The 19,546-nt window shown below is 71.9% G+C and carries 20 protein-coding genes and 1 pseudogene; 14 read left to right on the top strand and 7 right to left on the bottom strand.

Annotated features, from left to right (window positions below):
* From AB0G02_RS12385 to AB0G02_RS12375, 3 genes are all read left to right on the top strand, one after another.
* The coding region (locus tag AB0G02_RS12385) for a hypothetical protein (protein WP_360792994.1) at positions 1-845 on the top strand (845 nt) is incomplete at its 5' end.
* A gap of 146 nt (positions 846-991) precedes the next feature.
* On the top strand, positions 992-1,459 hold the full coding sequence (locus tag AB0G02_RS12380) for a hypothetical protein (RefSeq protein ID WP_360792992.1): 468 nt from the start codon (positions 992-994) through the stop codon (positions 1,457-1,459).
* Positions 1,460-1,523: 64 nt separating this feature from the next.
* Positions 1,524-2,405: a hypothetical protein gene (locus tag AB0G02_RS12375; RefSeq protein WP_360792990.1), complete on the top strand. Its 882-nt coding sequence runs from the start codon at positions 1,524-1,526 to the stop codon at positions 2,403-2,405.
* Between the two features lie 70 nt (positions 2,406-2,475).
* On the opposite strand, the gene AB0G02_RS12370 is transcribed toward AB0G02_RS12375, so the two are convergent.
* Positions 2,476-3,342 (bottom strand): ABC transporter substrate-binding protein, encoded by an 867-nt coding sequence (locus AB0G02_RS12370; RefSeq protein ID WP_360792988.1) that lies wholly within the window; start codon positions 3,340-3,342, stop codon positions 2,476-2,478.
* A gap of 556 nt (positions 3,343-3,898) precedes the next feature.
* Here AB0G02_RS12370 and AB0G02_RS12365 point away from each other — a divergent pair.
* From AB0G02_RS12365 to AB0G02_RS12350, 4 genes are read left to right on the top strand one after another with little or no spacing between them, the layout of a single operon-like run.
* Complete coding sequence (locus tag AB0G02_RS12365; RefSeq protein ID WP_360792986.1) at positions 3,899-7,219, top strand: nitrate- and nitrite sensing domain-containing protein; 3,321 nt, start codon at positions 3,899-3,901, stop codon at positions 7,217-7,219.
* Positions 7,216-7,635 (top strand): roadblock/LC7 domain-containing protein, encoded by a 420-nt coding sequence (locus tag AB0G02_RS12360; protein WP_189221129.1) that lies wholly within the window; start codon positions 7,216-7,218, stop codon positions 7,633-7,635. Before AB0G02_RS12365 ends, AB0G02_RS12360 begins: the two co-directional genes overlap by 4 nt.
* Positions 7,636-7,665: 30 nt before the next feature.
* Positions 7,666-8,421 carry a DUF742 domain-containing protein gene (locus AB0G02_RS12355; RefSeq protein WP_360792984.1) on the top strand — a complete coding sequence of 252 codons (756 nt, stop codon included), beginning with the start codon at positions 7,666-7,668 and terminating at the stop codon, positions 8,419-8,421.
* The gene (locus AB0G02_RS12350; RefSeq protein ID WP_360792982.1) at positions 8,402-9,007 is read left to right on the top strand and encodes an ATP/GTP-binding protein; all 606 of its coding nucleotides are present in this window, start codon (positions 8,402-8,404) and stop codon (positions 9,005-9,007) included. The genes AB0G02_RS12355 and AB0G02_RS12350 overlap by 20 nt, the downstream gene beginning before the upstream one ends.
* Before the next feature lie 73 nt (positions 9,008-9,080).
* Here the strand turns inward: AB0G02_RS12350 and AB0G02_RS12345 are convergent, their stop codons facing one another.
* From AB0G02_RS12345 to AB0G02_RS12335, 3 genes and pseudogenes are all read right to left on the bottom strand, one after another.
* Positions 9,081-9,443, bottom strand: a complete 363-nt coding sequence (locus AB0G02_RS12345) for an XRE family transcriptional regulator (RefSeq protein ID WP_360792980.1) — start codon at positions 9,441-9,443, stop codon at positions 9,081-9,083.
* Between the two features lie 53 nt (positions 9,444-9,496).
* Positions 9,497-9,601 (bottom strand): annotated as a pseudogene (locus AB0G02_RS12340) (type II toxin-antitoxin system RelE/ParE family toxin); the annotation flags it as partial.
* 241 nt (positions 9,602-9,842) lie between these two features.
* On the bottom strand, positions 9,843-12,104 hold the full coding sequence (locus tag AB0G02_RS12335; protein WP_360792978.1) for a helicase-associated domain-containing protein: 2,262 nt from the start codon (positions 12,102-12,104) through the stop codon (positions 9,843-9,845).
* A gap of 183 nt (positions 12,105-12,287) precedes the next feature.
* Here AB0G02_RS12335 and AB0G02_RS12330 point away from each other — a divergent pair, with 183 nt between their 5' ends.
* The 5 genes from AB0G02_RS12330 (at position 12,288) to AB0G02_RS12310 (ending at position 15,375) form a co-directional block, all read left to right on the top strand.
* Positions 12,288-12,473 carry a hypothetical protein gene (locus tag AB0G02_RS12330; protein WP_360792976.1) on the top strand — a complete coding sequence of 62 codons (186 nt, stop codon included), beginning with the start codon at positions 12,288-12,290 and terminating at the stop codon, positions 12,471-12,473.
* 95 nt (positions 12,474-12,568) lie between these two features.
* The gene (locus tag AB0G02_RS12325) at positions 12,569-13,963 is read left to right on the top strand and encodes an NAD-dependent malic enzyme (RefSeq protein ID WP_360792974.1); all 1,395 of its coding nucleotides are present in this window, start codon (positions 12,569-12,571) and stop codon (positions 13,961-13,963) included.
* Between the two features lie 10 nt (positions 13,964-13,973).
* Positions 13,974-14,447, top strand: a complete 474-nt coding sequence (moaC, locus tag AB0G02_RS12320) for a cyclic pyranopterin monophosphate synthase MoaC (RefSeq protein WP_360792972.1) — start codon at positions 13,974-13,976, stop codon at positions 14,445-14,447.
* Positions 14,444-14,953, top strand: coding sequence for a MogA/MoaB family molybdenum cofactor biosynthesis protein (locus AB0G02_RS12315; protein ID WP_360792970.1), 510 nt, complete (start codon positions 14,444-14,446; stop codon positions 14,951-14,953). Before moaC ends, AB0G02_RS12315 begins: the two co-directional genes overlap by 4 nt.
* The gene (locus tag AB0G02_RS12310; protein ID WP_360792968.1) at positions 14,950-15,375 is read left to right on the top strand and encodes a molybdenum cofactor biosynthesis protein MoaE; all 426 of its coding nucleotides are present in this window, start codon (positions 14,950-14,952) and stop codon (positions 15,373-15,375) included. The genes AB0G02_RS12315 and AB0G02_RS12310 overlap by 4 nt, the downstream gene beginning before the upstream one ends.
* Positions 15,376-15,682: 307 nt before the next feature.
* Here AB0G02_RS12310 and AB0G02_RS12305 read toward each other — a convergent pair whose 3' ends face one another.
* From AB0G02_RS12305 to moaA, 3 genes are all read right to left on the bottom strand, one after another.
* On the bottom strand, positions 15,683-16,348 hold the full coding sequence (locus tag AB0G02_RS12305; RefSeq protein WP_360792966.1) for a transglycosylase family protein: 666 nt from the start codon (positions 16,346-16,348) through the stop codon (positions 15,683-15,685).
* Positions 16,349-16,729: 381 nt separating this feature from the next.
* Positions 16,730-16,984, bottom strand: a complete 255-nt coding sequence (locus tag AB0G02_RS12300; RefSeq protein WP_360792964.1) for a MoaD/ThiS family protein — start codon at positions 16,982-16,984, stop codon at positions 16,730-16,732.
* Between the two features lies 1 nt (position 16,985).
* Complete coding sequence (gene moaA / locus AB0G02_RS12295) at positions 16,986-18,044, bottom strand: GTP 3',8-cyclase MoaA (RefSeq protein WP_360792962.1); 1,059 nt, start codon at positions 18,042-18,044, stop codon at positions 16,986-16,988.
* 116 nt (positions 18,045-18,160) lie between these two features.
* Between moaA and AB0G02_RS12290 the strand changes: the two genes are divergently transcribed.
* The gene (locus tag AB0G02_RS12290) at positions 18,161-18,625 is read left to right on the top strand and encodes a MarR family transcriptional regulator (RefSeq protein ID WP_360792960.1); all 465 of its coding nucleotides are present in this window, start codon (positions 18,161-18,163) and stop codon (positions 18,623-18,625) included.
* A gap of 26 nt (positions 18,626-18,651) precedes the next feature.
* A complete protein-coding gene (locus AB0G02_RS12285; RefSeq protein ID WP_360792958.1) occupies positions 18,652-19,458 on the top strand; it encodes an HAD-IIA family hydrolase in 807 nt (268 codons plus the stop codon).
* Positions 19,459-19,546: the final 88 nt, after the last annotated feature.

Genomic DNA, 19,546 nt, shown 5'->3' with positions numbered 1-19,546 from the left:
GCGATCCCGCCGCCCACCCGGACGTGCCGCCCGCCGACGCCGCGCGCATCGCGGCCGCGCAGGACGCCGCCGCGGCCGCGTCGGAGCGGGAACTCTCCACCCCGGCGTCGTCCGGTCTCGGTTCCGGGACCGTCGAGCCCGACGCCACCCCCGAGACCGGTGCCGGCGCGCGGGACCAGCCCGTGTCCGGCAACGAGCCCGTCACGCCCGCCGGTCCGACCGCCGTTCCCGGCGCTCGTCCGGCCCCCTCCGCCGAGCCCGTGGCGTCCTCCGCCGACGAGCCGGCCTCCGACGCACCGGCCTCCGACGAGCCCGGTTCCACCGCGGCCGGGTCGGGTGGCGGCGGCAACGGCAAGAAGATCGTCCTCGCCGTCGTGCTGGTGCTGCTGCTGCTCGCCGTCATCGTGTTCGGCGTGCGCTACCTCATGGGTGGTTCCGCCAACGCCGAGGCCGGCGACTGCGTCAGCCTGAGCGCCGAGAACGACGACCGCGCCCAGGTCGACACCCTCGACTGCACCGACGCCAAGGCGTCCTACCAGGTCGGCAAGGTCCTCGACGCGACCGACGGCGCCTGCCCCGAGGAAGGCCTGTACACCGAGATCGTGCCGGCCGGTGGCGCCGGCGACGGCTACAAGCTGTGCCTGCTGCCCAACATGGCCGAGGGCGGCTGCTACAAGCCCGACGAGGGCACCGGGTTCGTGAAGACCGAGTGCACCGGCCCGGAGACCATCAAGGTGACCAAGGTCATCAAGGGCTCCACCGACCTCGAGGCGTGCCCGGACGGCGCGGGCATGGCCTACCCGGAGCCGTCCGTCACGTACTGCCTGGCACCCGCCGAGATGTGACGCACGTCCGGCTGTGACGTGCGTCCGGTGTGCCCCGCGCCCGGTGTGACGCACGTCCGGGTGTGACGTGCGCTGCCCGCCGCCGTGTGAACCCCGGCGGGTGAACCCGCTCAACCTCGCGCGCGACCGTGCCGATGCCCTGTTCCATGCGGAAGATCGGGTTCGGTGTCGGTGCGGTCGCGGTCGTGGTGGCGGGCGCGTTCGCGTTCACGCTGCTCGGCGGTGACTCCGGTGATCCCCCGCCGAGCGTCTGCGCGAGCCTCCAGCGGGTCGACGAGGGCGCTCGCTACCGGGCGTTGGACTGCGCGTCCGACCAGGCCAACGTGCGGGTCGCCAAGGTCGTCGACGACGCCTCCCAGTGCCCCACGGGCGGTGCGCCGTACACGATCTTCACCCGCTCCGACACGCTCTGCCTGATCCCGAACTTCATCCAGGGGGCCTGCTACCAGGGCGACAAGACGGCCGGGATGCGCCGGGTCGACTGCACCACCGCCGAGGCGGTCCGCGTGGTGCGCGCCGGCCGTGAACCGGGCGACTGCGCCCACGGCCAGACGGTGACCTACCCCGAGCCCGCCGTCACGTTCTGCCTGGTCCCGGTGTCCGACAAGGGCTGAAACCGCTGCGCCGCGCCGGTGCCCGGCGGTAGGTTCCGCTCGTCGATGTCGAGAGGAACCGCAGGTGACCACGCCTCCCCACCAGCCGCCGCCCCCGGATCAGCCGCAGGGCTTCCCGCCACCCCCGCAGCCGGGTTGGGGCCCGCCGTCGTCGCCGCAGGGTTTCCCGGCCCCGCCGCCGGACCAGTCCAACCCGCAGCAGCCCCACCAGCATGAGCCCTACCCGCATCCCGGGTACCCGCAGCCCGGCTACCAGCCGCAGCCGGGTTACCAGCCGCAGCCGGGCTACCAGCCGCAGCCGGGCTACCAGGGTCAGCCGCCGCAGTACGCGCAGCCGGGCCAACCCGGGCAGCCCGGCCACCCCGGTCATCCGGGTCACCCCGGCTACCCGGGTCAGCCGGGCTACCCGCCGCAGTTCCCGCCGCCACCGGCCAAGGGCACCTCACGGGGTGCCAAGGCGCTGGTCGCCGTGGTCCTGCTGGGCATCGTGGGCATCGTGGTCGCGGGCCTGATCGCCAACGCCACCGGTCCCGCCGGCGCCGAGGCGGGCGAGTGCATCAAGATCGTCTCCGCGAGCGTCACCGACGCCGACGTCGAGAAGGTCGACTGCTCCTCCCGCGAGGCGGCGTTCAAGGTGGCCGCCAACCTCGACAGCAGCACCGACGCCTGCCCGGACGGCGACTACGCCGAGTACTCCGACAGCGGCGGCCGGCGCAGCGACGGCTTCAAGCTGTGCCTGATGCTCAACGCCGCCGAGGGCGACTGCTTCAAGCAGGAGGGCTCGATTGTCGCGGCCAAAACCACCAAGGTGACCTGCGATTCGAGCGCGACCTACAAGGCGGGCAAGGTCATCGAGGGCCGGGCGGACGAGAACGAGTGCGAGAGCGGCGACACCGTGTCCGTTTACTCACAGCCCGCTACCACGATCTGCTTGACCAAGCCTTAACCGCGAAAAATTGGGGGCCTTACCGCATTCGGTAAGGCCCCCAATACGCACAGCAAACAATAACGGTGAGTCAGTCACCGGTTCCGGGCGGCAACAACCCGCCGACGTCCAAGCGCTCCGAGAGCACCTCTTCGGTGTCCATCATGTCCGCGACGCGCTGGAGCCGGGCCGGGTTGAGCGACAGCGGGAACGTGCCCACCGACACCAGCGCGGCGGTCTGCTGGTCCACGTCCATGTACCCGGTCAGCGCGTTCTGCACGGACAGCTTGTCGTTCGACGCCGCCTCCTGCGCGTCCCGCAGGACCTGCCGGAACAGCGCCAGCGTGCGCGGGTTGCCGTCGGCGAACTTCTTGCTCGACGCGTACCCCGACATGGGGAAGTCCTTGGTCGGGCCGAGCGCGGTGTCGGTGAGGATGCGGGCGCCGGAGTTGCGCTGGGCCTGGGTGATGTACGGCTCGGTCATCCACGCCGCGTCGACCTGCTTGGCCTCCATCGCGGTCACCATCTGGTCGAACGGCAGCTGGACCGGCCTGATCCGCTGCTTCTCCACGCCGGCGGTCCTGAGCACGGCCTTCGTGGTCAGCGCGCCGATGTCGTCGGTCGCCGGCACGGCGATGCGCGGGCTGCCCAGCTTGCCGGGCCGGTCGTAGTTCGCGTCCAGCGTGACCAGCGCCATCGTGTTCGCGCCCGCCTGGTACGCCTCGCCCTGCAACTGGATCTCCGTGCCCTCGGAGAAGCTGCGGAACAGCGTGACGTAGCTCCCCCAGGTCAGGTCCAGGGTCGTGTCCAGCTGCTTGACGCCCTCGACCTCGCTGTTCAGCGGGACGAGCTGCACCTGCAGGCCGGCTTTCTCGAAGAGCTTGTTGTTGTAGGCGAGGCGCAGCGGTGCCACGTCCACCACGGGCAGCACGCCGATGCGCAGTGTGCTGCGTTCCACGTTGGGAGTGCTGTTCCCGTCGGTGCCGGGCAGCAGTCCGCACGCCGTCAAGGTGGCGGCACACGCGAACAACGCTGCCGCACGTCGCAGAACACGTGCTGGGGTAGGCATGGCACCTCTCGCCGGGATGACCTCGAGAGCGGGGTCTTTTGATCAACGAATTTTTCGACGCAGTTGTCGATGCGGGGGATCGTAACCACCCAGAGGTATGAAACGACAGCCCTGCTCCGATACGGTGAGTGCTTCCGGAGTCTTCCCCGGAGCTGGGGTCGAGCACTACGCTCCCCGCCTGGTGGCACAGGTCGTCACAGACCGCCGTGTCCCTGCGCGGGGGTGGGGTGACTAGCCGGCACCACTGCTCCTGTGCTGCAATTCGGCCCGATTTCGAGTCCATGCTTCGGTCCGCGGGGGAGAGGCCGGGGAACACTGCTGCCGGAAGAGGAAGCCCAGGGTGGCCCGTCGAGAGAGACGTCCCAGCCAGTCAGGCGTGGGGATTCCACCGCGCTCCGAAAGGCCCGGAACGGGTGACGGACTGGCTGCGCTGAGTGATGGAACTGTGACCGAGTCAACGGGTACCGGGACGACCAAGGCCCCGACGACGGCGGCCGGGCGGCAGCAGCAGGCCCGGACGTCCGGCTGGCGGCTGCGCAACTGGCGGCTGCCGACCAAGCTGACCGCCGTCCTGCTGATCCCCACCGTCGCCGCGGTCGCCCTCGGCGGCCTGCGGGTCAACTCCGACCTGGCGGACGCGAGCGAGCTCAACCGGCTCGCGAACCAGGTCCAGCTGGAGTCGGCCGTCGCGGACCTGGTGCAGCAGCTCCAGCGCGAGCGCGACCTGAGCGCGAGCCACGTCGCGTCCGGCAAGCAGCTCGACCGCGTGGTGCTGGACCGCCAGCTGCGCCGCGTCGAGGACACGGTGCAGGGCCTCAACGGCAAGATCGCGGACCTGAGCGCCGACCTCGACGACGAGGTCGTGACCCGGTTCCGCCGGGCGTCCAGCCAGCTCGACCGGCTCAACAGCCTGCGCAACGCGGTCCGCGAGACGCACTACCCGTCCGAAGCGGTCATGCGCACCTACTCCGAGTCGGTGGAGAGCCTCCTCGACCTCGGTGAGCAGGCCATCGCGGGCATCAACGAGCCCGAGCTGGTGCGGCTGCACCTGGCCACCAACGCGATCGCCCGCATCAAGGAGCAGGAGTCGCGCAAGCGCGGCATCATGCTCGACGTCTTCCAGAGCGGCGCCTTCGGCCCCGGTCAGCAGCGCCAGCTGCTGGCCGCGAACGCCGAGCTCGACGCGGCCCGCAACGACTTCCGCAAGTCCGCGACCGCCGACCAGGCCAAGATCTACGACGACACGGTCACCGGTCTGATCGTCGACACCGCGAACGACATGCAGGAGACCGCGCTGAACCTGGCTGCGGCCGGGCAACCGCTGACCTCCCTGCGACCCGAGAAGTGGGACATCGCGTCCACGCTGACCGTGAACCTCACCCGGGACGTGGAGAAGCTGCTGCTGGAGCAGCTGCAGAACCGCACCGACGAGCTGACCGGCGAGGCGCGCGCCGCCGCGTTCCGCGACTCCGCGATCGTGCTGGGCGCGTTGCTGCTGGCCCTGGTCATGGCCCTGTTCGTGGCCCGCTCGATCCTCAACCCGCTGCGCACGCTGCGCCGCGTCGCCCTGGAGGTCGCGGACCACGGCCTGCCGGAGGCGGTCGGCCGGATCCTCGCGGACCCGAACCCGGAGGAAGCGGCGAAGACGGCCATCGCGCCGGTGCCGATCACCACCCGCGAAGAGGTCGGCCAGGTGGCGCGGGCGTTCGACGCGGTGCACGGCGAGGCCGTGCGGCTGGCCGCCGAGCAGGCGCTGCTGCGCGACAACGTCAACTCGATGTTCGTCAACCTGTCCCGCCGCTCGCAGGCCCTGGTCGAGCGCCAGCTGAACCTGATCGACCGGCTGGAGCAGGACGAGCAGGACCCCGACCAGCTCGCCAGCCTGTTCGAGCTGGACCACCTCGCCACCCGCATGCGGCGCAACAGCGAGAACCTGCTGGTCCTGTCCGGCACGGACCTGTCCCGCCGGCTGACCCGCCCGGTGCCCGCCGCCGAGGTGCTCGGCGCCGCGGTGTCCGAGGTCGAGCAGTACGCCCGCGTGCAGGTCGGCCAGACCCCGGAGCTGACCGTCCAGGGCCGCGCGGTCAACGACCTCGTCCACCTGATCGCGGAGCTGCTCGACAACGCGACCGCGTTCTCCGACCCGGTGACCAAGGTCACCGTGCGCACCGCCCGCACCCGCAAGGGCGAGCTGGCGATCGAGATCCAGGACCGCGGCGTCGGCATGGGCGAGCAGGAGATCACCGACGCGAACCAGCGGCTGGCCGACCCGCCGGACGTGGACGTCGCGGTGTCCCGCCGGATGGGCCTGTACGTGGTCGCGCGACTGGCCAAGCGGCACGACATCAAGGTGCGGCTGCGGTCCAACGAGGACATCGAGGGCGGCACCACCGCGCTCGTGCTCGTGCCGGACACGCTGGTCGCCTCGCCGGGTGCGATGGGCTCCCCGCTGGGCGCCGAGCCCGCGTCGGCGTTCGGTGACTCCGGTTTCGGGGACTCCGGTTTCGGTGCGACGGCGCAGCGGGCCTCCGGCATCGCCGGCGCGTTCGGCACCGGCACCATGTCCCGCCTGGACGACTCGTCGTCCCGGTCCGACGAGGACTTCAGCTTCCCGAGCATGTCCCGCATCGAGGACGAGCCGGCGTTCCCGGTGAGCTTCGTGCAGGGCGAGGGCGAGCAGGACCCGGCCCGCGTGACCGGCTTCGGTGAGCCGTCGGCGTTCGGTGAGGTGCCCGCGGAGGCGCCCGCCGAGGTGTCGCAGCCGTGGCTGTCGGGCGGGGAGCGCGACGTCGAGCGCGAGCCGGAGGGCTCGTTCGGCGAGCCGACCCTGTTCACCGCCTACGAGGACCGCACCGAGCACGACAACGACTACGAGCACGGCTTCGAGACGACCCAGTTCGCGCCCGCGCCGGACAGCGGCTTCCTGGTCGACCCGGAGCCCGAGCCCGCGCACCGCAACGGCTCGGCCCCGCGAGCCGCGGCCAGGGAGGTCGAGCACGACTTGGACGCCCCGACCGAGCGGCTGCCGATCTACGAGGCGGTCCTCTCGCAGTGGTTCCAGGCCGTGGGCAGCGAGACGTCGGCGGCGACCGCCCAGGCGGTGCCACCGGCGCCCGAGCCGGAGCGGCCGGCGCGCGAGGAGTCGGGTCTGCCGACCCGCAAGCCGCGCCCGATCCCGCCGGTCGCGCCCACCACGTCCGACGACCCGCTGCCGCAGCGCGGCCTGCTCGACTCGGGTCGCAACCCCGTGCCGCAGCGCGAGAACGACGGTGGTGTCCTGCCCCAGCGGGGCGAGACCGCGACCAACCGCGCCGAGGGCACTAGTCTGACCGAGGGCGGGCTGCCGAAGAGGCAACCCGGTTCACCCACCAACCTGCCCAAGCGCGCCGCGGAGGTGTCCCGCGTGACCGAGCCCGAACCGGTCGCCGAACCCGAGCCCGCGGCGTCCGCCGCGTCGGTGTGGGAGTCCCCCGCCGACGAGGGGTGGCAGGCGGCACAGGCCTTGCTGAACAAGGCCCCAGAGACCACGACACAGGCGGGGTTGCCCAAGCGGGTGCCCAAGGCTCAGCTTGTGCCGGGATCCGCCGCACCGAAGCCGACGGCGACGGAGCGGCAACCGCAGCGGCCCCCGCTGCCACCACGATCGGCTGACGCGATCCGTGGACGCATGTCGAGTCTTCAGCAGGGCGTCCATCGAGGGCGGCACGCTTTGATCGACGCTTACGCTGGTGACGTGTCGAGCCGGCAAGACGAGGAGCAGGAGTGACGACCGCAGCTCAGCCAGGCAGCTTTGGTTGGCTTATCACCGACTTCGTGCGCCGGGTTCCCGGTGTGGCACATTCCGTGGTCGTGTCCGCGGACGGGCTGCTGCTCGCCGGATCGCAGGGTCTGCCCCGCGACCGCGCCGAGCAGCTGTCCGCCGTGGCATCGGGCCTCGTCAGCCTCACGGCGGGCGCGGCCCGGTGCTTCGAGGCGGGCGCGGTCAACCAGACCGTGGTCGAGATGGAACGGGGCTACCTGTTCCTCATGTCGATCAGCGACGGCTCGTGCCTCGCCGTGCTGGCCGCCCCGAACTGCGACATCGGCCTGGTCGCGTACGAGATGACGCTCCTGGTGGAGCGCGTCGGCCAGCAGCTCACCCCGGAGCTGCGCGCGCAGCTCCAGGGCGTGGTTCGGCGGTAGATCCTCATGAGATCGTGGGGGTGAAGGTAAATGGCTGAACGATCTGGCGCCGGCGGCCGCCGCTTCGGTAGGAACTTCAACTACCAGGAGTGGGCGGTCGGGGGCTTCCAATTCGCTGAGCCGGATGCCGACCCCGCACAGGACGAGGAAGCCGAGGACGTACCCAACTCGTGGCCGGGTCGCCGGGCGGGACAGGCGCCGGGGTCACGGGTCGAAGGCACAGGGCAGGGGCAAGGCGATATGTCTCAGCGTGAGGTTGACGACTCGTCGTACGACTACGACGACGTTCCCAACCGGTTCGACATCGACGGGTACGGCAACGGCCTGTTCGGGGGTCCGGGCGCCGACCTGTTCGGCGGTCACCTGCCCGACAGCGTGCCGGAGCAGGTGCCCTACACGACCGGTCCGCAGCCGGTCGTGCGGCGCGAGGAGAACCCCGCGGCCGAGTCCGGCTCCCTGGTGCGCCCGTACACCAGGACCGGTGGCCGCACCCGGCCCGATTACGACCTCGCGATCGAGGCGCTGGTGTCGACCAGCGAGCGCGGGCTCGAACGCGACGCGGCGGTGCTCCCTGAGCACCGCTCGATCTGCGGGTTGTGCACCGACACCAGGTCGGTGGCCGAAGTCGCCGCTCACCTCCGGCTGCCGCTCGGCGTGGCGAGGGTGCTGATCGGTGACATGGCGAGCATGGGTTTGGTTTTGATTCACCAGGGCGGCTTGGTCGTGGGGGACCGGCCGTCCATTGATTTCCTTGAGAGGGTGCTCAGTGGGCTTCGCAGGCTCTAGCCCCAACGCGGCCGATGGCGAACGGAAGCCGACGACCTCCGCGAAGATCGTGGTGGCCGGTGGCTTCGGCGTGGGCAAGACGACGTTCGTCGGTTCCGTGTCGGAGATCGTTCCGCTGACCACCGAAGCGGTGATGACCGAGGCCAGCGCCGGGGTCGACGACCTCTCGGCCACGCCGAACAAGGTCACCACGACGGTGGCCATGGACTTCGGCCGGGTGTCGCTGGACCAGGACCTCATCCTGTACCTGTTCGGCACACCGGGCCAGCACCGGTTCTGGTTCATGTGGGACGACCTGGTGCGCGGTGCGATCGGCGCGATCGTGCTGGTGGACACCCGTCGGTTGGCGGACGCGTTCGCCTCGATCGACTTCTTCGACGACCGGCAGCTGCCGTACGTGGTGGGGGTCAACTGCTTCGACGGGCTGCTGCACCACCGCATCGAGGACGTGCGGGACGCGCTGACGATCGACCAGTCGGTGCCGATCGTGACGTGCGACGCGCGCAACCGGCAGTCGACCAAGCAGACGTTGATCACGTTGGTCGAGCACGCCATGCGCCAGTGGATGTCGGTCCGCGCGGGCTGATCGCAGGTTCTTCGTCCGAGGGCGGTCCCGGTCGTGGGGCCGCCCTCCGGCGTGCCCGGCGTGGGTCGGCGGCTCAGGCCGTCACGGCGGTCCGGTCGATCTCGCTGGTGGAGACGGTCACGTCGTGGTCTTCGAAGTCGGCCACGACGCGCAGTCGTCCGCCGAGAGCGGTGATGTAGCGGGCGAGGGTCTCTACGACCATCTGGTCGACGTCGCCGCGTTCCAGCTGGCTGATCCTCGGCTGGCTGATCCCCATGCGTGACGCGACCTGGCTCTGCGACAGCCCGCGCTCCTCTCGCAACCGGGCCAGGCGAAACCCGAGGATGTAGGCGTGGGTGCGGTTGCGCGCGTCCTCGCGGACCTGTTCCACATCGCGGCCGGCGGCGACGTCGCGGCTCGCCTTGTCCGCCTTGACGGCCTTCCACGAACGGGCCATCGGCCAGTCCTTCCTGGAGCCGGCTGGGCGAGGTGCTCGTCGAACCGCTGGTCGGCCGTCGGTATGTTGCGCTCGTACCAGCCTCGCCAGTCGGCGGACTTGTCGCCGGCGACGAGCAGGATCGCTCGCCGTTGCGGGTCGAAGACGAAGAGGATGCGGTCCCGGTCGTGGGGCCGCCCTCCGGCGTACCGCCGCGGATCAGGTCGGACCTGGTCACGGGCCTGTTTCGCCGAAGGGCGGCCTCTTCGTAGGTGGTCGCCCTTCGGCGTGCCCGAGCGGAGCGGGGTTCACCCGGCCGTTCGACGCCCGCATGGTGCTGTGCGGCTGTGTAACACCGCTATCGAACGTTAAGGCGTCAGGTCATTCCCGGTCAGGTGAAGATCGCTCACCATCGGGGGGTTACGCGTTGTCGCCTTCCACGAGGGCGGCGGACGTGATGCGGTGCAGCGGGAACCGGCGCACCTCGCCGTAGCTGACGTCCACGCCCTCCAGCACGCCGCCGCCGACGAACTGCGGCGTGATCACGCGGCGGGCGGCGGTGCCGTGGCCGTCCACGAAGTCGACCAGGACGCTGCGCCCCTCCTTCGCGGCCCGCTGGAGCAGTTCGAGCGTCGCTGACGGCCCCGCGCCGAGGTGACCCGGCACGGACACCCGGGCGCCGCCGGTGGTCGTCGCCGCCCGGTCACCCGCCCGCACCAGGCGCACCAGCTCGTCCAGCTGCTCGTCCGACGGGGTGGTCGGCTGCACCGGCCTGCGGCGGCCCTTGCCGGTGATCCGCCGACCACCGGACCGCAGGTCCATCACGTGGCCGTCGGGGCCCTCGGCGGCGGGCGCGAAACCGGCCGCCCGCAGCCCGTCCAGCACCTCGACCAGCGGTGACGGGCTCACCAGGACGGTCGGCGCGATCTTGCGCAACCCCAACCGCTCGGCCTCCGCGTGCGCCAGCACCTCCGCGATCAGCACCGGGTCGTCGCAGCGCAGGAACGACCCGGCCGCGCCACCGCGCAACCGGCCGTGCTTGCGGGCCGCGTCGTCGATCAGGTAGGTCAACGACTGCGGCACCGGCGTGCGCGACCGCGCCCGGAACAGCTCGTGCAGGTCGGCGGCACTGCGGCCGGCGTCGAACGCGCGTCGCACCGAGCTCTCCCGCACCCGGTAGACGGTGGCGCTGCCCGCCGACTCGACGTCGGCCACCAGCGCGATCTCGTCGGCCAGCTCGGGGTCCAGCCGTCCGGGCGCGACGACGGTCAGGTCGGCCTGCACCAGCACGTGGTCCACCGGGGCGGGCAGGGCGTCACCGAGCCGCTTCGCGGCCGGGCCGGGGCCCTCGGTGAGCAGGGTGCGGCCCTGGGAGGTGATCGCGTTGTGGGCCAGCACCCCGACCCGTGTGCCCTCCTCCACGGTCCAGCGCACCAGCTCGTCCCGCAGCCGCCCACCCCGCCGGGGCGCGCGCCACGCCAGCACGGCGGCCAGCTCGTCCGGGTCCGTCACGGCGGTGCCCGGCTCCAGCGCGGCCAGCGCTTCGAGGATGCGCCGCCGGTCACGGGGCGCGGCCGGCCGGTTCAGCTCGGGCGCGAGCGGGTTGAGCAGTCGGTCACCGCCGAGTTGGACCTGGCTGCCGCGCTGCCCGATCAGCCCCGGCAGGCGCGGCAGGTCGAGCCACGCCTGGGCCAGCGTCGCCCACCGGTGCTCGGGTGCGGCGACCAGCCACGCGTCGGTCTGCGTGGTCGGCACCCACTCCGGTTCGAGGCCCTCGGTGTCGGCGACGAGGCCCGCGTTGACCACCAGCTCGACCAGCAGCGACGCCCGGCGCTCGTCCACGTCGAGGTCCTTGGCGAGCTTGCGCAGCTCCCGCACGCCGACCCCGCCCGACCGCAGCACCGGCGGCGGGTCCTCCGACCAGTTGCGGAGCAGGGTCTCCACGTGCCGGGACAGCTCCAGCGCCTCGCCGCCGCCGGTGTGGTCGACGTCGGAGGTGGCGCGGCGGAACGTGGTCAGCGGCGGCTCGGTGGTGCGGATCGCGCCCAGCGGCTGGTCACCCCGGACCTTCAGGCCGATCTCGCGGGGCAGCTCGACGGTCTGCGCGTCCCGCCGGACCAGCAGGCCGCGGGCGAGCAGCTTCTGGATCGGCGTCCTGGCGTTGGCCAGCGACACGACGTGCGCGGCGTCCTTGGTCTGCCCGACCGGCGGGCCCGCGGCGAGGGTCTGGAGGACACGGAGCTCGTCGGGGTCCAACGCGCCCAGGTCGGCGTCGGCCAGGCGCGGCACCGAGCGGCCGAGGCCGCAGGGGAACGGGTTGACCGCGTCCCTGGTGGCGGGCGGGGTGGACAGGGCGTGGTCGCCACCCCACAGCAGCGCGCGGGCGCGCAGCGCGTCCAGGGCCGGACCGACGTCCGTGCGGCCGAACAGCGCCTGCACGGCGGACCTGCCGACCGGGGCGAGGTCGGCGTCCAGCACGAGCAGCGCTTCCAGCACCGTCAGCGTGAGCGTGTCGAGGTCTTCGCAGGCCCGCGCCACCGAGGCCCGCGACCCGATGCGGGTGGCGAGCACGGTCGTGTCGGCCGGTGGGGGCGTGGCCAGGTCCGGCCGGGCGCGCAGCAGGGCCACGAGCGCGGAGTCGTCCTGCGCCCGCAGCCACTCGGCGAGGGTCGTGCCGGACATCCTCACCACGGTATATGCCGACCGCCGGCCGGGCGCTGACCAGCCCCCGAAACCCGTCACCGCACCGAGGGAGGCAACCGCCCGCGTGACGTGGCTCTCGCTCCCACCGCCGGGCACCCCGAGTCGCCACCAGCGCAGATGAGGCACACTTGTCGCTGACGAAGGCACCACCGAGGAGGAATCGTGGCCAAGGCCCGCCCCGAGCGCATCGACCCGCACTGGCCGGAGGCGCCGGCCGACGGCAAGTACGCGGTGTCCGAGCTGGCCAGCGACGTGCAGGGCGCCCTGTCCCCGTTCGGCCAGGTCACCTTCCCGCTGCCCGCCGAGGAGCTGGGCTACCGGCACCCGGTGACGGAGATCAACCGCTAGACCGGTCGCGCGCGGCCGGCGAGCCGCGCGCGTTCCGCAAATCCCGGCGGACTACGCTCGTCCCCTTCTTGAGCTGTGCCGTTCTGGGAGGTTCGATGCCGGTCCCCGGCCCTGGTTACTCGATCACCGTCCGGCTGGAGGCCCCGCCGTCGGCGTCGGCCGCCGGCGACCTGACCTCGGCCGTCGGCCGGGCGGGCGGCGTGATCACCGCGTTCGACGTCGTCGAGTCGCACACCGACCGGGTGATCATCGACCTCACCTGCAACGCGCTGTCGGCCAACCACGCCAAGGACATCACCGACACCCTGGAGCTGCTGCCCGGGATCGTCGTCCGCAAGGTGTCCGACCGGACGTTCCTGGTCCACCTCGGCGGCAAGATCGAGATCGCGTCCAAGGTGCCGCTGCGCAACCGCGACGACCTCTCCCGCGCCTACACCCCCGGCGTCGCCCGGGTCTGCATGGCCATCGCGGAGAACCCGGACGACGCCCGCCGGCTCACCATCAAGCGCAACACGGTCGCCGTGGTCACCGACGGCTCCGCCGTGCTCGGCCTGGGCAACATCGGCCCCGCCGCCGCGCTGCCGGTGATGGAGGGCAAGGCCGCGCTGTTCAAGAAGTTCGCGGGCGTCGACGCCTGGCCGGTCTGCCTGGACACCCAGGACACCGAGGAGATCATCCGCGCGGTCGAGCTGATCGCCCCCGTCTACGGCGGCATCAACCTGGAGGACATCGCCGCGCCCCGCTGCTTCGAGATCGAGGCGCGGCTGCGGGAGAAGCTCGACATCCCGGTGTTCCACGACGACCAGCACGGCACCGCGATCGTCGTCGTCGGCGCGCTGCGCAACGCCCTGCGGGTGGTCGGCAAGAAGATCTCCGACTGCAAGCTCGTGGTGTGCGGGGTGGGCGCGGCGGGCAGCGCGATCATCCGGTTGCTGCTCAAGCAGCAGCCCGGTGACGTGGTCGCGGTCGACGTCGACGGCATCGTGCACCGCGACCGGCCCGGGTTGGACGACAACCTGAAGTCCATCGCGGCGGCGACGAACCGGGACAACGTCAGCGGCCGGCTGCACGACGCGCTGGTCGGGGCGGACGTCTTCATCGGCGTGTCCGCGCCGAACCTGTTCGGCGCCGACCAGGTCGCCACGATGAACCCCGACGCGATCGTGTTCGCGCTGGCCAACCCGGACCCCGAGATCGACCCGATGGAGGCGCAGAAGCACGCCGCCGTCGTGGCCACCGGGCGCAGCGACTTCCCCAACCAGATCAACAACGTGCTGGCGTTCCCCGGCGTGTTCCGGGGCCTGCTCGACGCGCACGCCCGCACCATCACCGACTCGATGCTCATCGCCGCCGCCAACGCCATCGCGGACGTGGTCGACGGCGACCGGCTCAACGCGTCGTTCATCGTGCCCAGCGTCTTCGACACGTCGGTCGCACCGGCCGTGGCGGAGGCCGTGCGCAAGGCCGCCACGGAAGCGGTTCAGGCCTAGCATCGGCCCCATGAGCAACCAGTTCACCCACTTGGACGCCGCCGGCGCGGCGCGCATGGTCGACGTGTCCGAGAAGGAGCCGACCACGCGCACGGCGGTGGCGTCCGGTGTGCTGCGCACGACGGACGAGGTGGTGGCGCTGCTGGCCGGCGACGGGCTGCCGAAGGGCGACGCGCTGGCCACCGCCCGGATCGCCGGGATCATGGCGGCCAAGCGCACCTGGGAGCTGGTGCCGCTGTGCCACCCGATCGCGCTGTCGGGGATCAAGGTGGACCTGGCCCTGGGTGACGCCGAGGTGCGCATCACCGCGACCGTCCGCACCACCGACCGCACCGGTGTGGAGATGGAGGCGTTGACGGCCGTGGCGGTGGCCGGGCTGACGCTGCACGACATGGTGAAGGCGGTCGACCCGGCGGCGTCGCTGGACGCGGTGCGGGTCGAGCGCAAGGAGGGCGGCAAGACCGGCCTGTGGGAGCGCCCGTGAGCCCCGCCGACCGTCCCGGGGCCGGGGCGGTGCGCAGGGTGGCGCGGGTGATCACGGCGTCGAACCGCGCGTCCGCCGGCGTGTACGCCGACCGCGGCGGCCCGATCGTCGTCGGGTGGCTGCGGGAGCGGTCCTACGACGTGCCGGACCCGGTGGTGGTGCCCGACGGCGAGCCGGTGGCCGAGGCGCTGCGCGCGGCCGTGGCGGACGGGGTGGCGGTCGTCATCACGACCGGCGGCACGGGCATCAGCCCCACCGACCGCACCCCGGAGGCGACCCGGTCGGTCCTGGACTTCGAGGTGCCGGGTGTGGCGGACGCGATCCGCATGTCAGGCTGGCCACGCGTGCCCACGGCCGTGCTGTCGCGCGGGGTGGCGGGCGTCGCGGGCCGCACGCTCGTGGTGAACCTGCCCGGCTCGACCGGCGGGGTGCGCGACGGGTTGGACGTGCTCGCGACCGTGCTGGAGCACGCCCTCGACCAGGTGGCCGGAGGTGACCACGCATGACCGAGGTCCTGCGCGCGACCGTCAGCGATCAGCCGCTGTCGGTGGACGAGCACGCCAAGCTGGTGGAGCACGCGGCGGCGGGCGCGGTGGTGACGTTCGCCGGGGTGGTCCGCGACCACGACCACGGGCGTTCGGTGCGCGCACTGGAGTACGTGGGGCACCCGACGGCCGGCGCGGTGGTGGCCGAGGTGGTGGCGGACGTGGTGAGCCGGTTCGACGGCGTGCGCGCCGTCGCCGTGTCCCACCGGGTCGGTCCGCTGGCGATCGGGGACGTGGCGCTGGCCTGCGCGGTGTCCGCCGAGCACCGGGGCGAGGCGTTCGCGGTGTGCTCGGAACTGGTCGACGAGGTGAAGCGACGGCTGCCCGTGTGGAAGCGGCAGGTCTTCACCGACGGCACCGACGAGTGGGTCAACATGCCCTGACCGGGGCCGACGAACCGATCCGCCCATCCTGACGGAGCCAACTCACCCCGGCCCGCCTGTTCCAACCTGGCCAGCGTCGTTCTGATCGCGGCCGACGAGCCCGGTCGCCATCCCTGGCCGGGGCCGGTTTGTTCTGCTCGGGGCCGACGAGCCCGGTCACCGTGCCTGGCCGGGCCGGTTTGTTCTGCACCTGACCGGCACCGAAGCCCTGGAACGGGAACGGAACGGGAACGAGGACCCCGGACCGCCGAGGGGGGCGGTCCGAGGTCCCTGTTCCGTCGTGAGCCGGCTCGCACCGGCTCACGGACTACTTCGTCGCGATCTTCTGACCCGGGAGGATCAGGTCGGCGTTCGGGATGAACTCCTTGTTGAGCTCGTGCAGCTTGGCCCAACCGCCTTCGACCTTCAGCTCCTCCGCGATCTTCGACAGGCTGTCGCCCGCCTTGATCTCGTAGTCGCCCTGCGGGTTCGAGGACGGCAGCGCCACGGTCACGGGGGCGGGAGCCTCCTGGACCGGCGCGGCCTCCTGCACGGGGGCGTACTGCGGCTGCGCCGGCGCGGCCTGCTGCACGGGGGCAGGCGCGGACCTCACGGGCGCGGGGGCGCCGCCGAGGCCCTTGGGGCCGCACACGGGCCAGGCGCCGATGCCCTGGCTCGCCAGCACGTTCTCCGCCACTCGGATCTGCTCCTCGCGGGAAGCCTGGTGGGGAAGGCCGGAGCCGCCGTTGGCGGTCCACGTCGACGGCAGGAACTGCAAGCCGCCGTAGTAGCCGTTGCCGGTGTTGATGCTCCAGTTGCCGCCACTCTCGCACGCGGCGACCGCGTCCCAGTTGACGCCGGAGCCCTGCGCGCTGGCAGTGCCGGCGGCCATGGCCAGCGGGGCGCCCACGATGACGCCGGCGACGGCGACCTTCGCGATGCTCCGGGCGGTGGCACTGGTGGTCGGACGGTGCTTGCCTCGGTAAGAAGCCATTTCCCTCTCTAGCCACCCGCACCTGCTCGACCGGCTCGGGTTCGGGCCCGGTACGCCGCTCGGCTTGCTACCTGTCCGGTGGTTGTCTCTCGCTCGGGGGGTGTTCCGGGACACCGGTGGACAGGTTCGGTGCGAGGCGTCCCGGTCTAGCTCTGGTCGGTCGGGGCCAACCGAGAAGCGACGGTACGTAACCGCGAGCCGCTCGCCAAATGATCGAGCATGTGATGCACGTCACTGTAACGCGGGAGAGTGACTACCCGAGCACCGCGTTTAGCCAGCTCAGGGCACCGTTATCGGTCTGTTTCCGTTCCGAGATCCACCGAGATCAATCACCTAAAGTGAGGTTTGGCTCACGTATTAATCCGCAAGAGTGGAGAAGGCTCATCCACCGGCGAACGGCGGCAACACGTCCAGTTGTGATCCGGACAACACTGGCGTGTCGTGGTCGCGCACCGCCACCCCGTCGAGCAGGAAGCTGCACGCGGGCAGCACGCGCGCCAGTTTTTCACCGTGCCGGTGGCGCACGGCGTCGATCGCGGCCCGCACGGTGGCCCCGTCGCCGGCGACCTCCACGCTCTCGTCGGCCACCCCCACCGCCGCACGCGCGCCCGCGAAGTACCGCACCGTCAGCCGCAACTCACCCTCCGATCGCGCTCATGGGCCGGTCCGGCTGGGCGAAGCCGGCCGAGTTGATGCCGTGCCCCGCCGCCTTGACCCACGAGTTCCCGCGCCACGCCCCCGCGACGTCGTCGTCCGACGCGCCACCGCGCAGCAAGGCTCTCAGGTCCGTCTCGGACTGGCTGAACAGGCAGTTCCGCACCTGGCCGTCCGCGGTGAGCCGGGTCCGGTCGCACGCCGCGCAGAACGGCCGCGTCACCGACGCGATGACGCCCACCACGGCCGGACCGCCGTCCACCAGCCACCGCTCGGCCGGCGCCCCGCCGCGCTCCCCGGGCTCGGGGGTCAGCGTGAACTCGGTGCGCAGGGCGGCCAGGATCTCCTCGGCGGTCACCATGTCGTCGCGGTCCCAGCCGTGCTGCGGGTCCAGCGGCATCTGCTCGATGAACCGCAGCTGGTAGCCGTGCCGCAGGCAGTGGCGCAGCAGCGGCACGGCCTCGTCCTCGTTCACGCCGCGCATCAGCACCGTGTTCACCTTGACCGGCGTCAACCCGGCCTCCCGGGCCGCGGCGAGGCCCGCGAACACGTCCGACAGCCGGTCCCGCCTGGTCAGCGCGAGGAACCGCTTCGGGTCGAGGGTGTCCAGCGAGACGTTCACCCGGTCGAGGCCCGCGGCCACCAGCCCGGCGGCCCGCCGCGCCAAGGTCAACCCGTTCGTGGTCATCGAGATGCGCGGCCGGGGCCGGAGCGCCGCGGTGGCCGCGATCACGTCGTCCAGGCCGGGCCTCAGCAGCGGCTCGCCGCCGGTGAACCGGACGTCGGTCACGCCCAGGTCGGTCACCGCGATGCGGATGAGCCGGACGAGCTCGTCGTCGGAGAGCAGGTCGGGCTTCGGCAGCCAGTCCAGGCCCTCCGCGGGCATGCAGTAGGTGCAGCGCAGGTTGCAGCGGTCGGTCAACGACACGCGCAGGTCGGTGGCGACCCGGCCGAACCGGTCCACCAGCAGCGGTGAGTCCGGTCGTTCGGAGGTGTCCGGGTTGCCGCGCACGACGGGTAGCCCCAACTCGACAGCTGTCACCCCTGCCAGGGTAATCGGGTACCACGGGTGGGTGCGCTCGCGAACAGGGGACGGCGGTGAGCGGCGTGGGGGACGAGGATGCCGGGCCGCGGCGCGCGAACGCTAAATTGCTTGACATGACGAGTGAGCACGAGGTGCCCGCCGACGTGCTGGAGCGCTTCAGCGCCTACGCGCGGGAGACCAGCGCGCTCACCATCCTGTTCCACAGCCGGGTGGCCGAGCAGATGGGCCTGTCACCGACCGACGAGAAGTGCCTGGACCTGGCCATGCGCGCGGAGGGCCCGATCACCGCCGGTCGCATCGCGGAGCTGTCCGGGCTGTCGACCGGCGCGGTGACCGGCGTCATCGACCGGCTGGAGCGGGCGGGGTACGTGCGGCGGGTGCGCGACCCGCACGACCGGCGCAAGGTGCTGGTCGAGGTCACGGTGCATGACGAGGGCGAGTTCGCCCCCCTGTTCGCCGGGGCGCAGGAGACGCTGCGCGAGGTGCTGTCGCGCTTCACCCCCGAGGAGCGGGACGTGCTGGAGCGCTACAACCAGGTGCTGATCGAGACGTTCCGCCGGCGCGTGATCGACGCCTGAGCCGGCCGGCCGGCAGCATGTCGCCCATGGCCGCTCAGTGGAACTACCTGATGGACATGGACGGCGTGCTCGTGCACGAGGAGCACCCGATCCCGGGGTCGAGCGAGCTCGTGGCCGAGCTCACCGCCAACGGGACGCCGTTCATGGTGCTCACGAACAACTCCATCTACACGCAGCGCGACCTGCGGGCCCGCCTGTCCCGCACGGGCCTGGACGTGCCGGAGGCCGCGATCTGGACCTCGGCGCTGGCCACCGCCAGGTTCCTCGACTCGCAGCGGCCCGGCGGCTCGGCGTTCGTCATCGGGGAGGCGGGCCTGACCACGGCGCTGCACGAGATCGGCTACGTGCTGACCGACCGCGACCCCGACTACGTGGTGCTGGGCGAGACCCGCACCTACAGCTTCACCGCGATCACCAAGGCGATCCGGCTGGTGGAGGAGGGCGCGCGGTTCATCGCGACGAACCCGGACGCCACCGGCCCGTCCCGCGAGGGCTCGCTGCCCGCGACCGGCTCGATCGCCGCGCTGATCGAACGCGCCACCGGCCGTGCTCCGTACTACGTGGGCAAGCCGAACCCGTTGATGATGAGGTCGGCGCTGCGCGCGCTGGGCGCGCACTCGGCGAACACGCTGATGATCGGTGACCGGATGGACACCGACGTGCGGTCCGGCCTGGAGGCGGGGCTGCGCACGATCCTGGTCCTCACCGGCATCTCGGCGGAGTCGACGGCCGAGCTGTACCCGTACCGGCCGACGCGGGTGATCAAGTCGATCGCGGACCTGGTCGGCAACTCCACCAACCCGTTCCCGGACGAGGTGGCCGACCTCGACTGACAGTGATGATGTGTGTGGTGATGTCGTTGGCGGGTCTGACCCATCGACTGACTGACGTCCTGACTGTCCTGCTGGGGATTTGTCGGCC

Origin of the sequence: Actinosynnema sp. NPDC023658, from assembly GCF_040639995.1 — a bacterium.
Classification (GTDB): Bacteria; Actinomycetota; Actinomycetes; order Mycobacteriales; family Pseudonocardiaceae; genus Actinosynnema.
This window is presented reverse-complemented; position numbering and strand designations above follow the sequence as displayed.

Bases quoted from the DNA above. Each gene is read 5' to 3' on its own strand.
- AB0G02_RS12285 (WP_360792958.1), top strand. From the start codon at position 18,652: ATGGCCGCTCAGTGGAACTACCTGATGGACATGGACGGCGTGCTCGTG.
- AB0G02_RS12290 (WP_360792960.1), top strand. From the start codon at position 18,161: ATGACGAGTGAGCACGAGGTGCCCGCCGACGTGCTGGAGCGCTTCAGC.
- AB0G02_RS12305 (WP_360792966.1), bottom strand. From the start codon at position 16,348: ATGGCTTCTTACCGAGGCAAGCACCGTCCGACCACCAGTGCCACCGCC.
- AB0G02_RS12355 (WP_360792984.1), top strand. From the start codon at position 7,666: ATGGCTGAACGATCTGGCGCCGGCGGCCGCCGCTTCGGTAGGAACTTC.
- AB0G02_RS12345 (WP_360792980.1), bottom strand. From the start codon at position 9,443: ATGGCCCGTTCGTGGAAGGCCGTCAAGGCGGACAAGGCGAGCCGCGAC.
- AB0G02_RS12380 (WP_360792992.1), top strand. From the start codon at position 992: ATGCGGAAGATCGGGTTCGGTGTCGGTGCGGTCGCGGTCGTGGTGGCG.
- moaC (WP_360792972.1), top strand. From the start codon at position 13,974: ATGAGCAACCAGTTCACCCACTTGGACGCCGCCGGCGCGGCGCGCATG.
- AB0G02_RS12335 (WP_360792978.1), bottom strand. From the start codon at position 12,104: ATGTCCGGCACGACCCTCGCCGAGTGGCTGCGGGCGCAGGACGACTCC.
- AB0G02_RS12310 (WP_360792968.1), top strand. From the start codon at position 14,950: ATGACCGAGGTCCTGCGCGCGACCGTCAGCGATCAGCCGCTGTCGGTG.
- AB0G02_RS12325 (WP_360792974.1), top strand. From the start codon at position 12,569: ATGCCGGTCCCCGGCCCTGGTTACTCGATCACCGTCCGGCTGGAGGCC.